Raw genomic sequence first — 13,294 nt, 5'->3', positions numbered from 1 at the left:
ACGCGACCGCCCCCTGCCCCCGGTGACGTTTAGTACATCGTTCAGCCTGCCCCATGCGAGAATGCGCGCCATGACGTCTCCCGAACTCAGCCCCCTGGGCAAGACCGTCGGCTACAGCGCCGACTACGATCCTTCGCTGCTGTTCCCGATCGCCCGCGCCACCCAGCGCGCGGCTCTGGGGCTGGGCGAGGAACTGCCCTTCGTCGGCGTGGATTTCTGGAACGCCTACGAGCTGAGCTGGCTCGACGGCCGCGGCAAGCCGCGCGTGGCGCTGGCCGAGATCCGCGTGCCGGCCACCTCGGCCAACCTGATCGAATCCAAGAGTTTCAAGCTCTACCTCGGCAGCTACGCACAAGCGAAGTTCGCCGACACCGATGCGCTGCGCGCGCAGCTGGTGCGCGACCTCAGCGATGCCACCGGTGCGCAGGTGAACGTGGTGCTGACGCCGGCCGGTTCGACCAATGCCGCGCTGATCGAGAACCTGGAGGGCGACGTGATCGACGACCTGCCGGTGGAGATCACCCACTACGGCCCGCCGCGCCCGGACTTCCTGTCCTCGGACCCCGAGATCAAGGCCGACGAGATCCTGGTCTCGCACCTGCTCAAGTCCAACTGCCCGGTCACCGGCCAGCCGGACTGGGCCAGCGTGCAGATCCGCTACGCCGGCCCGCGCATCGCCCGCGACGGCCTGCTGCGTTACCTGGTGAGCTACCGCCAGCACAGCGACTTCCACGAACAATGCGTCGAACGCATCTTCATGGACCTGATGCAGCATTGTTCGCCGACGCGCCTGGGCGTTTACGCGCGCTACACGCGCCGCGGCGGCCTGGACATCAATCCCTTCCGCGCCACGCCGGGCCTGCCGCTGCCGGGCAACCCGCGCACCGCCCGCCAATAAGCCACGGAGCCGCCATGCGCCTGAGCGCCCTCGCCCCCTGCTGCTGTGCCTGAGCCTGGCTGCCTGCGGCGGCGACGAGACCCCGGCGACCGACAACACGGCCACCGCCGAAGCCAACACCGACGCCGCGATCGCCGCGGCCGGAGACGGCCCGGCGGAACTGCCGCCGCTGCCGACCGGTGACTACCGCATCGTCTCGGTGGAGCTGGGCAAGGCCGTGGACGACGAGGGCCAGGTGCGCCAGCCGCTGGAAGTCTTCGCGCCTGGCGACAGGATCCATGCCGCCGTCGTCAGCGTCGGCAGCAGCGAGGGCCTGACCCTGTCGGCGCGCTGGACCGCCGCCGACGGCACCGAGGTGGCCAAGGCCGGCCAGAGCCTGACGCCCGAGACGCCCACCGTCGCCACCTTCTCGATTGCGCAGCCCGAACCCTGGCCGGTCGGCGAGTACCAGGGTCGAGATCGCGATCAACGACCGCGTCGCCGAGACGCGCAGCTTCCGCGTCGAATAAATCCCGGCGGCCCGGAGCCGCCCACCGGGCCTGTCGCAGCTGACGCCGGAAGACTGTGCCGCCTAGGGCGAAGCCGCGGCCGGCGCGGCGCGATGTCCGTAGCTGAGCACGCGCGTGATTTCCCAACGCTCGCCGTCCTGGTGCCAGATCATCACGAAATCCGCCATGCCCTCGCAGCTGCCGTCGGCGATCTGGCAGAAACGATGCACGCCCTGGTGATCGCGCCGAAATCCTTGACCGGATAGACCCGCAAGGTACCGGGCACCAGTTCACGCCGGAAGTTGCCGCAGACGAACTTGGCGGTGTTGGCGATCATCGCCTCGCGGTTCCAGGTGACGCCGCCGTTGTCATGATAGAACTCGACCGACGGCGAGAAGAACGCCGCATGCCGATCCAGCTGCCCGGGTTCGTCGCAGCGGTTGAACGCATCGAAGGCGGCGGTATCCAGCGCCGCCAGCGTTTCCGCCAGCGGGGCAGGCGCCTCGCCTTCGGGGCCGGGCTCTACGGCCAAGGCCAGGGCGGGCACGAGCAAGGCGGCGGACAGGAAAGGCAGATGTCGGGGCATGGAAACTCCTGGGGTGGGGCCTGTCCGCCGGTGCGGGCAGGCGACGGCCAACGATCGGCCGCCATGGACTGTGACTCGGAAAACGCCGCCAGGGTTGAAGGCCCGTCCACACCCCATACCAGCGCGTATCTCCCGCGTCGTCCCGGACTCGGCTTCCGCCCCGGCAGCCGACAGGCGACAATGCCGGGCTGCCGCGGCGCGCAAGGCGCTCGCCGTCATCCTTTCCGCGGAGGTTTCGGGCCCATGGCCCGTCCCGCCCCTCCGCCCGCACACGAGACGACGCTCCATGTCCGACACGCCCAAGATCATCTACACCCTCACCGACGAGGCGCCGTTCCTGGCGACCCAGTCGCTGCTGCCGATCGTGCAGGCCTTCGCCGGCGCCGCCGGCATCGCGGTCGAGACGCGCGACATCTCGCTGTCGGGCCGCATCCTGGCGCAGTTCCCCGAGCGCCTGCGCGCCGACCAGCGCATCAACGACGACCTGGCTGAACTGGGCGCGCTGGCGACCCGGCCCGAAGCCAACATCATCAAGCTGCCCAATGTCAGCGCCTCGATGCCGCAGCTGCAGACGGCAATCAGGGAGCTGCAGGCGCAGGGTTACGACCTGCCGGACTACCCCGAGGAACCGAAGGACGCCGCCGAGGCCGACATCAAGGCCCGCTACGACCGCACCAAGGGCAGCGCCGTGAACCCGGTGCTGCGCGAGGGCAATTCCGACCGCCGCGCGCCGAAGTCGGTGAAGGCCTACGCCCGCAAGCACCCGCACCGCATGGGCAAGTGGTCGGCCGACTCGAAGTCGCACGTGGCGCACATGGACGGCGGCGATTTCTACGGCAGCGAGCGCTCGGCCACGATCGCCGAGGCCGGCAAGCTGAAGATCGAGCTGGTGGGCGCCGACGGCAAGACCACCGTGCTCAAGGAAAGCGTGAAGGTGAAGGCCGGCGAGATCGTCGACGCCGCGGTGATGAGCCGCCGCGCGCTGGCCGCCTTCCTCGCCGCGCAGATCGCCGACGCCAAGGCGCAGGGCGTGCTGTTCTCGCTGCACCTCAAGGCCACCATGATGAAGGTGTCCGACCCGATCATGTTCGGCGTGGCCGTGACCGAGTACTACAAGGACGCGCTGGCCAAACACGCCGCCGTGCTCGACCAGGCCGGCTTCGACCCGAACAACGGCATCGGCGACCTGTACGCGCGCCTGGGCACGCTGCCCGAAGCGACGCAGGCGGCGATCAAGGCCGACATCGACGCCGTGTACGCGGCGCGCGCCGGCCTGGCCATGGTCAATTCCGACAAGGGCATCACCAACCTGCACGTGCCGAGTGATGTGATTGTCGACGCTTCGATGCCGGCGATGATCCGCGACTCCGGCGGCATGTGGGACGCGGCCGGCAAGCTGCAGGACGCCAAGGCGGTGATCCCGGACCGCTGCTACGCCGGCATCTACCAGGTGGTGATCGACGACTGCAAGGCGAACGGCGCCTTCGACCCGGCGACCATGGGCAGCGTGCCCAACGTCGGCCTGATGGCGCAGAAGGCCGAGGAATACGGTTCGCACGACAAGACCTTCCAGGTCGCCACGGCCGGCACGGTGCGCGTCACCGACGACGCCGGCGCCGTGGTGTTCGAACATCCGGTCGAAGCCGGCGACATCTGGCGCATGTGCCAGACCAAGGACGCGCCGGTGCAGGACTGGGTGAAGCTGGCCGTGGACCGTGCGCGCACCAGCGGCACGCCGGCCGTGTTCTGGCTCGACCGCAGCCGCGCGCACGACGCGCAGGTGATCGCCAAGGTCGAGCGTTACCTGAAGGACTACGACACCCGCAACCTCGACATCCGCATCCTGGCGCCGGTCGAGGCGATGAAGCTGTCGCTGCAGCGCATCCGCGCCGGCCAGGACACCATCGGTGTCACCGGCAACGTGCTGCGCGACTACCTGACCGACCTGTTCCCGATCCTGGAACTGGGCACCAGCGCCAAGATGCTGTCGATCGTGCCGCTGATGGCCGGTGGCGGCCTGTTCGAAACCGGTGCCGGCGGTTCGGCGCCCAAGCACGTGCAGCAGTTCACCGCGGAAAACTACCTGCGCTGGGATTCGCTGGGCGAATTCCTGGCCCTGGCCGCGTCGCTGGAACACGTCAGCGAGCGCTGGCTCAATTCCTCGGCGCCGGTGCTGGCGAAGACGCTGGACCTGGCCAACGCCCGCATCCTCGACGAGGACCGCGGCCCGTCGCGCAAGGTCGGCGGCCTGGACAACCGCGGCAGCCACTTCTACCTGGCCCTGTACTGGGCGCAGGCGCTGGCCGCGCAGGACGAGGATCCGGCGCTGAAGGCGAAGTTCGCGCCGCTGGCGAAGGCGCTGGCGGAGAACGAAGCGAAGATCGGCGCCGAGCTGATCGCCGTGCAGGGCCAGCCGGTGGACATCGGCGGTTATTACCGCCCGGACCTGGCCAAGGCGGCGGCGGCGATGCGCCCCAGCGCGACCTTCAATGCGGCGCTGGCGTCCCTGGGCTGATTTTTCGCGGCCCGCGACCAGTGGCGTTATGACGGGGCGCTTCGGCGCCCCGTCTGCGTTCCGGGGTGGCGCCGGTGTCACGGTGCAGGCATAGAATCGGCCTCCCGGACCTGCGAGGTGGCGCCATGAACTCCCCGACTCTCCCGGCGCCCCGCCGATGCAGCTCGACCAGAGCGTGGCCAAGAACCTGCTGTTCGGCGAGATCCTAACAGAACCTGTTCCCCTACCCGGTGATGCGCGAACGCGACCGGGAGATGCTGGGGCTGATGGTGGATTCCATCGATCGGTTCCTCGACGGGCACGAAAAGGATTTCCGGCAGTGGGACACGGACGCCGCCCAGCCACCGGAGTTCATCCAGGCGCTGCGTGATCTTGGCCTGTTCGGCCTGATCATTCCCGAAGCGATGGGTGGGCTGGAGCTGTCCAACGCCGCCTACGCACGTGTGCTGGCGCAGACCAGTTCGCACGACAGTTCGGTGTCGCTGACCATCGGCGCGCACAGTTCGATCGGCATGAAGGGCATCCTGCTGTACGGCACCGACGAACAGAAGGCGCGGTACCTGCCGCGGCTGGCGACGGGCGAGATGATCGCGGCCTTCTGCCTGACCGAACCCGGTGCCGGTTCCGACGCGGCGTCCATCCGCACGTCGGCGAAGAAGAACGACGACGGCAGCTGGATCCTCAACGGCGAAAAACTCTGGATCACCAATGGCGGCATCGCCGATCTGTACACGGTGTTCGCCCGCACCGAAGGCGAAGGCGGCAAGATCACCGCCTTCGTGGTCGAGGCCGCGTGGAAGGGCGTCAGTCGCGGCCACCACGAGGACAAGATGGGCATCCGCGCCTCGTCCACCACCACGGTTGCGTTCGCCGACGTGCGCGTGCCGCCGGAAAATGTCCTTGGCGAGCCCGGCAAGGGCTTCAAGGTGGCGATGGGCATCCTCAACAACGGCCGCACGGGGCTGGGTGGCGGCGCGGTCGGGGGCATGAAGGCGCTGATCAAACGTTCGGTGGCGCAGGCGAAAGAGCGCAAGCAGTTCGACACGCCGATTGCCGAATTTGGCCTGGTGCGCGAGAAGATCGCGCAGATGACGGTGGACTGTTTTGCGGCCGAGAGCGCGGTGTGGATGGTCGCGCACTTCATCGACAGCGGGCACCAGGACTATTCGGTGGAGGCGGCGATCAGCAAGGTCTTCGCCAGCGAGGCGATGCAGCGCGCGGCCTACGAGGCCCTGCAGATCGCCGGCGGCAACGGCTACATGAAGGAATTCCCGTACGAGCGCTTCGCGCGCGACGCCCGCATCCTGCCGATCTTCGAGGGCACCAACGAGATCCTGCGCCTGTACATCGCGCTGTCCGGCCTCAAGGGCGTCGGCGCCTCGCTGAAGGAACTGCAGTCGGCGGTGAACTCGATCTTCAACGACCCGATCAAGGGCTTCGGCCTGATGACCGGTTATGCGGAACGTCGTATCGCCCAGGCCACCGGCTTCGGCGCCGACCGCATCCTGCGCCAGCTGGGCCCCGAGCTGCAGCCGCTGGCGAAGATCTACGAAAAATACGCCAGCGAACTCGCGGCCGTGGCCGACAGCCTGCTGCGCAAACACGGCAAGCAGGTGGCCGACCTGCAGCACATGCAGAAGCGCATCGCCGACCTGGTGATCGACCTGTTCGTCGGCCTGTGCGTGCTGTCGCGCGCGGACGCGCTGGTCAAGTCGGACCCGGCGAACGCCGAAACGGTGGTCGCCATCGCCCGCAGCTTCACCCGCCAGGCGCGCAGGCGCATGGCCCGCAACGTGCGCGCCTTCGAGCACAACGAGGATCCGGCGCTGGAACACATCGCCGGCAAGGTGATCGCCGGCGGAACCTATCCCTGGGACGTCATCTGAAAAATCGCCCCGCGCCGTGAAGCGCGGGGCGATGCCAGGGGCAGGACGTCTGGAACCTGCCCGCGGGGTTCAGGCCAGGTCGAAGCGGTCCGCGTTCATCACCTTGGTCCAGGCGGCGACGAAGTCGTTGACGAACTTGCGCTGCGAATCGGACTGGGCATAGACCTCGGCCAGCGCGCGCAGCTGCGAGTTCGAGCCGAACACCAGGTCCGACACCGTGCCGGTCCACTTCAGCTCGCCGGTCTTGCGGTCCCGGCCCTCGAGGATGTCGCGGTTGGTCTCGGAGCGCTTCCACTTCGTGCGCATGTCGAGCAGGTTGACGAAGAAGTCGTTGCTCAGCGTGCCCGGGCGCTGGGTGAACACGCCGTGCTTGCTGCCGCCGTGGTTTGCGTCCAGCGCGCGCAGGCCGCCGACCAGCACCGTCATCTCCGGTGCGCTCAGGGTCAGCAGCGCGGCCTTGTCCACCAGCATCTCGGCCTCGGAGCCTTCGAAACCCTTGGCGACGTAGTTGCGGAAGCCGTCCACCTTCGGCTCCAGCGGAGCAAAGGAATCCGCGTCGGTCTGGGCCTGGCTGGCATCGGTGCGGCCGGGCGCGAACGGCACCGTGACCTCGACGCCGCCCTTCTTCGCCGCCGCCTCCACCGCCGCATTGCCGGCGATGACGATCAGGTCGGCCAGCGACACCTTCTTGCCACCGCCCGCCGAGGCGTTGAAGTCCTTCTGGATGCCTTCCAGCACGCCCAGCACCTTGGCCAGCTGCGCCGGCTGGTTCGCTTCCCAGTCCTTCTGCGGCGCCAGGCGGATGCGCGCGCCGTTGGCGCCGCCGCGCTTGTCGCTGCCGCGGAAGGTCGAGGCGGACGCCCAGGCGGTGGCGACCAGCTGCGGCCCGGTGAGGCCGGACGCGAGCACCCTGGCCTTCAGGCCCTCGACGTCCTTGGCGTCCACCAGCGGGTGGTCCACCTCGGGCACCGGGTCCTGCCAGATCAGCTCTTCCTTCGGCACGTACTTGCCGAGGTAACGCACGCGCGGACCCATGTCGCGATGGGTCAGCTTGTACCAGGCGCGGGCGAAGGCATCGGCGAACTTGTCCGGGTTGGCCAGGAAGTCGCGCGAGATCTTTTCGTAGGCCGGGTCCATGCGCATGGCCATGTCGGCCGTGGTCATCATCGGCTGGTGCTTCTTGGCCGGATCGAACGCGTCCGGCACATTGCGGCCGGCGTCGCCCTTGGGCTTCCACTGGTGCGCGCCGGCCGGGCTCTTGGTCAGCTCCCATTCGTAACCGAACAGGGTTTCGAAGTAGCTCATGTCCCACTTGGTCGGTGTCGGCGTCCACGCGCCCTCGAGGCCGCTGGTGATCGCGTGGCCCGCCATGCCGGACTCGTAGGTGCTGAGCCAGCCGAAACCCTGTGCCTCGATGTCGCCACCTTCGGGCTCGACGCCGACCAGGGCCGCATCACCGGCACCATGCGCCTTGCCGAAGGTGTGGCCGCCGGCGGTGAGCGCGACGGTTTCGGCGTCGTCCATGGCCATGCGGGCGAAGGTCTCGCGGATGTCGCGGGCCGACAGCAGCGGATCGGGGTTGCCGTCCGGGCCCTGCGGGTTCACGTAGATCAGGCCCATCTGCACCGCGGCCAGCGGGTTGGCGAGGTCGCGTTCGCCGGAATAGCGGCTGTTCGGCTTGTCGCTGGTGGCCAGCCATTCGGTCTCCGAGCCCCAGTGCACGTCGGCCTGCGGTTCCCAGATGTCGGCGCGGCCGCCGCCGAAACCGAAGGTCTTGAAGCCCATCGATTCCAGCGCGACGTTGCCGGTGAGGATGAACAGGTCGGCCCAGGAAAGTTTGTTGCCGTACTTCTGCTTGATCGGCCACAGCAGGCGGCGCGCCTTGTCCAGGTTGCCGTTGTCGGGCCAGCTGTTGAGCGGCGCGAAACGCTGGTCGCCGGTGCCACCGCCGCCGCGGCCATCGGCGATGCGATAGGTGCCCGCGGCATGCCAGGCCATGCGGATGAAGAAGGGGCCGTAATGGCCGTAGTCGGCGGGCCACCAGTCCTGCGAATCGGTCATCAGGCCGTGCAGGTCCTTGATGACGGCGTCGAGGTCGAGGGTCTGGAACTCCTTGCGGTAGTCGAAGGCCTCGCCCAGCGGATTCGCGCGCGGCGAATGCTGGTGCAGGATGCCGAGGTTGAGCTGGTTGGGCCACCAGTCCGCATTGCTCCACGCGCCGGTGATGGCCTGACTGCGGGCGCCGCCCGAGAAGGGGCACTTCGATTCGGTGGTCATGGTTCTCTCCTTGGGTAGCGGCTGCGGCCGGGGTCGACCCCACCATAGGCCCCGGGCATTTCAGATAGAAATGAATGTTTCGTATCCTGGCGATAGCCGGCAGCTATCGCCGGACGTCGCGGCTACACTCGCGCTTGATCCGTCCAGCGCCCACGCCATGCCTCCTGACTCCGCCGACCCGAGCCTTCCCCTCCCGCCGGCGCCAGCGGCGCCGGGACCTTCACGCTGGCCGCGCCTGCGCGCCGCCGGCCGGACGCTGGTCTCGCTGCTGCTAGGCGGGGTGATGGTCCTGGGTGCGGTGGCGGCCGTCCGGCTGGGCCTGGTTCCGCTGATCGACCTGGCGTTCCGGCCCGGGCCCGAGTGGCTCAGCGTCTTCCGGCGCGTCGGCATCGTGCTGGCGGCGCTGGCGGCTTACTGGGCCTACGTGCGCTGGCATGAAAAACGCGCCGCGACCGAGCTGCGGCTGCAGCCGGTGCGTCTGCTGCTGGGTGGCGCGGGGGCATGGTGATGGTGGGGCTGCCGATCGCCCTGCTGTTCGCGTTCGGCGCCTACGAACTCGTGCTGTGGCGCGGTTTTTCGCCGGCGCTGTCGGGCGTGGCGGCCCTGATCGGCATCGCCGCCCTCCTGGAGGAGCTGGTTTACCGCTGCCTGCTGTTCCGGGTGCTGGAGCGGACCTGGGGCACGGTGTTCGCGCTGGTGGCCCAGGCCGTGGTTTTTGGTGTCGGGCATCTGGAAAACGTGGTGCAGGGCGGGACCGGCGATGCGCTGGCGATGCTGGTGTCGGTGACCCTGCTGGGCCTGCTGTGGGCCGGGCTGTTCGTGCTGGCACGCAACCTGTGGGTGGTGGCCGCCCACCACGCGGCCTGGAACTTCACCATCCTGCTCAGCGGCGTGCCGCTTTCCGGCATCGAGGACTGGCGCGCGCTGGCGCCGCTGGAAAGCCGCTACGCCGGGCCCGACTGGCTGACGGGCGGGCTGTTCGGTCCGGAGAGTTCGCTGCTGGTGATCGGGCTCACCGCCGTGGCGGTCGTTATGTTGCTGCGCCTGGCGCGGCGACGCGGGGACTTCGTGGCGTCAGCGATGTAACGTTTTCGTCGTCTGCGAACCCGTTGCGATCACCTTCCGCGCGTACTCGCGCGCTTCGTACGTGGACAATCGTTTTACAGGCGCTGTGTTAGCCTCCGGGCACTTTCCGCCAGCCCATTGGAGCCGACATGCGCCTGAATCCTTCCCCGCTCGCCCTCGCCCTTGCCGCCGGCCTGCTGCTGTCCGCCTGCAACCAGGGCCCGGACCTGCCGTCGAACGACGCCCCGGCCGACGCCGTGGCCGCGGCCTCCGACACCACGCTGCCGGCCGACGATGCCGCCGCGCGCGACGCCCAGACCGACCCGCTGGACGCCATCCTGGCCGGCGACTGGCGCGATCCCGCCAACAGCGCCCGCGACACCTGGCGCCACCCCCGCGAGACCCTGGCCTTCTTCGGCGTCGGCCCCAGCCAGCAGATCGTCGAAATCAGCCCGGGCGGCGGCTGGTACACCGAGATCCTGGCGCCGCTGGCCCAGGCAAGGGCCGCTACACCGGCGTCATCAACGACCCGACGACGGCCGGCAGCGAACGTGCGGTCGAGTACTACACCAAGAACAACGCCAAGCTGCGCGAGAAGCTGGCCGCACGCGCCGACGTGTACGGCAACGCCACCCTGGTCGAGATCGACCCGAAGGCACCGGTGATCGGCGAGCCGGGTTCGGCCGACGTGGTGCTGACCTTCCGCAACGTGCACAACTGGGTGAACGACGGCAGCGAGGCGGCGATGTTCAAGGCCTTCTTCGACGTGCTGGCCCCGGGTGGCGTGCTGGGCGTGGTCGAACACCGCGCGGCCGCCGGCAAGACGCTGGACGACGCGAAGGACAGCGGCTACCTGCCCGAGGACTATGTGATCGGCCTGGCCACGGCCGCCGGTTTCGTGCTCGAGGAGAAGAGCGAGGTCAACGCCAACCCGGCCGACACCAAGGACCACCCGAACGGCGTCTGGACCCTGCCGCCGGGCAACCGCCACGACGAAGCGGACAAGGCCAAGTACGCCGCCATCGGCGAAAGCGACCGCATGACCCTGCGCTTCGTGAAGCCGCAGGCGGAAGCCGCGCCGGCACAGTAATCCCCGCGCCCGGTCCGATCGAAAGCCCTCCTGCGCGGAGGGCTTTCTTTTGGTGGCACCGCGTTCCCTTCGCCGCCTCAGCTTTCACCGGTCTGCAGCCGCCACAGCGCGGCGTAGGGGCCATCGCGCGCCACCAGTTCGTCATGGGTGCCCGATTCGACGATGCGACCGGCGTCCAGCACGTGGATGGCGTCAGCATGGCGCACGGTGCTGAGCCGGTGTGCAACCACGACCGTGGTGCGGCCGCGCGCGGCGGTGGCCAGCGAATGCTGGATCGCCGCTTCGGTTTCGTTGTCCACCGCCGAGGTGGCTTCGTCCAGCACCAGGATCGCCGGGTCGCGGTACAACGCGCGCGCCAGGGCGATGCGCTGGCGCTGGCCGCCGCTGAGGTTGCCGCCGCGTTCGCCGACCGGGCTGTCGTAACCGGCCGGCATCGCCGCGATGAAGGCGTGCGCTTCGGCCGCGCGCGCGCGGCGGCTTCGACCCGCGCACGATCAGGCGCACGTTCGCCATAGGCGATGTTGTCGGCGACGCTGCCGTCGGTGAGGAAAGGCTCCTGCGCGACGTAACCGACCACGCGCCGAAGCGACGCCGGATCCACGCCCGCCAGGTCCGCGCCATCGAGCGTGATGCGCCCGCGCGCCGGATCCAGGAAACGCAGCAGCAGTTTCAGCAGCGTGCTCTTGCCGCCGCCGGTGCCGCCGACCAGGGCCACGGTCTGGCCTGCCGGCACCAGCAGCGACACGCCCTGCACGGCCGGGCGGTTGTCGTAGTCGTAACCGACGTTGTCGAACGCGAGCTCGCCGCGCGGCTTGCCTTGCAATGCGGCGCTGCCCCGCGCGGGCACCGGCGTGTCCAGCAGGTCCATCACCCGGTTCACCGACGCCATCGCGCGCTGGTAGAGATCGGTCATGTCGGCCAGGCGCGTCAGCGGCCACAGCAGCCGCTGGGTCAGGTACACCAGTGCGGAATAGCTGCCGACGCCGAGTTCGCCGCGCAAGGTCAACATGCCGCCGTACAGCAGCGTGGCGACGAAACCCGCCAGGATCGCCATGCGGATCACCGGCGTGATCGCCGCCGAGAAACGGATCGCCTCGGCGTTGCGGGCGCGGAAACCGTCGCTGGCCTGGCGCAGGTGTTCGGCCTCGAACTCCTCGGCGGTGTAGGCCTGGATCGTGGCCATGCCGGCCAGGTTGTTGTTCAGCCGCGCCGACACGGTGGCCGCGGCCTCGCGCGCGGCGGCGTAGCGTGGCGCCAGCCGCTTCTGGAACCAGAACGCGCCGACCAGGATCAGCGGGATCGGCAACATCGCCAGCGCCGCCAGGTCGGCGGTGAGCACAAAGAACACGCCGCCCACCAGCAGCGAACTCACCACCACCTGGATCAGGTCGTTGGCGCCGGTGTTGAGGAAACGTTCGATCTGGTTGACGTCCTCGTTCATCAGCGCCATCAGCCGGCCGCTGCGTTCGCGTTCGATCAGCGCCGGCGGCAGCTTCTGCAGGTGGCCGTAGGCCGCCTGGCGCAGCGCGTGTTGCAGGTCCTGCGCCAGCCCGCGCCACTTCAATGCATACAGGTATTCGAACAGCGATTCGGCCATCCAGATCACCACCGTCAGCGCCACCAGCACGTAGAGCTGGTGCAGCGGATCGGGCAGGCCGAAGCCGGCCAGGAACGAGTCCTGCTGGTTCACGACGACGTCCACCGCCACGCCGATCAGCAGCTCGGGCAGCACGTCGAAGATCTTGTTGAGCACCGAAAACACGGTGGCCAGCACGGCGTTGCGCCGGTACGGGCGGGCGAAGCCGGCTAGCCGGCGCAGGGGATGGTCGGGGGCCATACGGGTTTCCTGTTCCTGTCGATGCCGCGTCGGGCGCGGCCTGCGCGAGTGTCCCATGGGGCGTACACTGGCCGGATGCTACTTGCCTTCAACAAACCCTACGGCGTGCTCTGCCAGTTCACCGACAAGACGGTGCCGCCGCGGCCGACCCTGGCCGGGTTCACCCTGCCGCCCGGCGTCTATGCCGCGGGCCGGCTCGACCAGGATTCCGAGGGCCTGCTGCTGCTGTCCGACGACGGCCCGTTGATCGCCCGCATCAGTTCGCCCAAGTTCCATTGGCCCAAGACCTACCTGGTGCAGGTCGAAGGCCAGGCCGGCGACGAACACCTGGCGCAGCTGCGCACGGGCGTCACCCTGGCCGACGGCGTCACCCGCCCGGCCAAGGCCCAGGTGCTGGTGGGCGCGCCCGACTGGCTGTGGCCACGCGACCCGCCCGTGCGCCAGCGCAAGACCGTGCCCGACAGCTGGATCGAACTGACGATTACGGAAGGCCGCAACCGCCAGGTGCGGCGCATGACGGCGGCGGTCGGCCTGCCCACCCTGCGCCTGCTGCGCATCGCCGTCGGCCCGCACCGGCTCGAGGGCCTGCCGCCCGGCCAGTGGCGCGAACTGCAGCAATAGGCGCTTGAGCCCGCCCCGGGACCCGGGCGCA

General features: G+C 69.1%; 9 protein-coding genes and 2 pseudogenes. 8 read left to right on the top strand and 3 right to left on the bottom strand.

The genetic code is table 11. The features are described from left to right. Window positions 1-70 precede the first annotated feature (70 nt). Both queF and FRZ33_RS15890 read left to right on the top strand, forming a co-directional pair. Window positions 71-898: an NADPH-dependent 7-cyano-7-deazaguanine reductase QueF gene (gene queF, locus FRZ33_RS03660; RefSeq protein ID WP_146907703.1), complete on the top strand. Its 828-nt coding sequence runs from the start codon at window positions 71-73 to the stop codon at window positions 896-898. Window positions 899-1,097: 199 nt separating this feature from the next. Next, a complete protein-coding gene (locus tag FRZ33_RS15890) occupies window positions 1,098-1,652 on the top strand; it encodes a hypothetical protein (RefSeq protein ID WP_227978085.1) in 555 nt (184 codons plus the stop codon). Here FRZ33_RS15890 and FRZ33_RS03655 read toward each other — a convergent pair. Continuing rightward, window positions 1,559-1,972, bottom strand: coding sequence for a nuclear transport factor 2 family protein (locus tag FRZ33_RS03655; protein ID WP_227978079.1), 414 nt, complete (start codon window positions 1,970-1,972; stop codon window positions 1,559-1,561). The two genes, FRZ33_RS15890 and FRZ33_RS03655, sit on opposite strands and share 94 nt — an antisense overlap. Window positions 1,973-2,258: 286 nt before the next feature. On the opposite strand from FRZ33_RS03655, the gene FRZ33_RS03650 reads away from it, so the two are divergent. Both FRZ33_RS03650 and FRZ33_RS03645 read left to right on the top strand, forming a co-directional pair. After that, a complete protein-coding gene (locus FRZ33_RS03650) occupies window positions 2,259-4,487 on the top strand; it encodes an NADP-dependent isocitrate dehydrogenase (RefSeq protein WP_146907701.1) in 2,229 nt (742 codons plus the stop codon). A 233-nt stretch (window positions 4,488-4,720) separates the two neighbouring features. Then, complete coding sequence (locus FRZ33_RS03645) at window positions 4,721-6,373, top strand: acyl-CoA dehydrogenase family protein (RefSeq protein WP_227978077.1); 1,653 nt, start codon at window positions 4,721-4,723, stop codon at window positions 6,371-6,373. 69 nt (window positions 6,374-6,442) lie between these two features. Here the strand turns inward: FRZ33_RS03645 and katG are convergent, their stop codons facing one another. Further along, the gene (gene katG / locus FRZ33_RS03640; protein WP_146907699.1) at window positions 6,443-8,650 is read right to left on the bottom strand and encodes a catalase/peroxidase HPI; all 2,208 of its coding nucleotides are present in this window, start codon (window positions 8,648-8,650) and stop codon (window positions 6,443-6,445) included. A 157-nt stretch (window positions 8,651-8,807) separates the two neighbouring features. Here katG and FRZ33_RS15065 point away from each other — a divergent pair, with 157 nt between their 5' ends. From FRZ33_RS15065 to FRZ33_RS17565, 3 genes and pseudogenes are all read left to right on the top strand, one after another. Further along, window positions 8,808-9,158 carry a hypothetical protein gene (locus FRZ33_RS15065; protein WP_158637077.1) on the top strand — a complete coding sequence of 117 codons (351 nt, stop codon included), beginning with the start codon at window positions 8,808-8,810 and terminating at the stop codon, window positions 9,156-9,158. Further along, the gene (locus FRZ33_RS03630) at window positions 9,152-9,736 is read left to right on the top strand and encodes a CPBP family intramembrane glutamic endopeptidase (protein ID WP_146907695.1); all 585 of its coding nucleotides are present in this window, start codon (window positions 9,152-9,154) and stop codon (window positions 9,734-9,736) included. The genes FRZ33_RS15065 and FRZ33_RS03630 overlap by 7 nt, the downstream gene beginning before the upstream one ends. A 128-nt stretch (window positions 9,737-9,864) precedes the next feature. Next, a pseudogene (locus FRZ33_RS17565) lies at window positions 9,865-10,805 on the top strand (class I SAM-dependent methyltransferase). 529 nt (window positions 10,806-11,334) lie between these two features. On the opposite strand, the pseudogene FRZ33_RS03620 reads toward FRZ33_RS17565, so the two are convergent. Then, window positions 11,335-12,642 (bottom strand): annotated as a pseudogene (locus FRZ33_RS03620) (ABC transporter transmembrane domain-containing protein); the annotation flags it as partial. Between the two features lie 75 nt (window positions 12,643-12,717). Between FRZ33_RS03620 and FRZ33_RS03615 the strand changes: the two are divergent. Further along, a complete protein-coding gene (locus tag FRZ33_RS03615; protein WP_146907693.1) occupies window positions 12,718-13,263 on the top strand; it encodes a pseudouridine synthase in 546 nt (181 codons plus the stop codon). Window positions 13,264-13,294 lie beyond the last annotated feature (31 nt).

The sequence above is a fragment of the Arenimonas daejeonensis genome (assembly GCF_007993735.1).
In the GTDB taxonomy this organism is placed as follows: Bacteria; Pseudomonadota; Gammaproteobacteria; order Xanthomonadales; family Xanthomonadaceae; genus Arenimonas; species Arenimonas daejeonensis.
Note: the sequence above shows the minus strand (reverse complement) of the source record. Positions and strands in the feature narration are given on the sequence as shown.

Coding starts and splice junctions, on each gene's coding strand:
- queF (WP_146907703.1), top strand. CDS start 71: ATGACGTCTCCCGAACTCAGCCCCCTGGGCAAGACCGTCGGCTACAGC.
- FRZ33_RS03655 (WP_227978079.1), bottom strand. CDS start 1,972: ATGCCCCGACATCTGCCTTTCCTGTCCGCCGCCTTGCTCGTGCCCGCC.
- FRZ33_RS03650 (WP_146907701.1), top strand. CDS start 2,259: ATGTCCGACACGCCCAAGATCATCTACACCCTCACCGACGAGGCGCCG.
- FRZ33_RS03645 (WP_227978077.1), top strand. CDS start 4,721: ATGCGCGAACGCGACCGGGAGATGCTGGGGCTGATGGTGGATTCCATC.
- katG (WP_146907699.1), bottom strand. CDS start 8,650: ATGACCACCGAATCGAAGTGCCCCTTCTCGGGCGGCGCCCGCAGTCAG.
- FRZ33_RS15065 (WP_158637077.1), top strand. CDS start 8,808: ATGCCTCCTGACTCCGCCGACCCGAGCCTTCCCCTCCCGCCGGCGCCA.
- FRZ33_RS03630 (WP_146907695.1), top strand. CDS start 9,152: ATGGTGATGGTGGGGCTGCCGATCGCCCTGCTGTTCGCGTTCGGCGCC.
- FRZ33_RS03615 (WP_146907693.1), top strand. CDS start 12,718: ATGCTACTTGCCTTCAACAAACCCTACGGCGTGCTCTGCCAGTTCACC.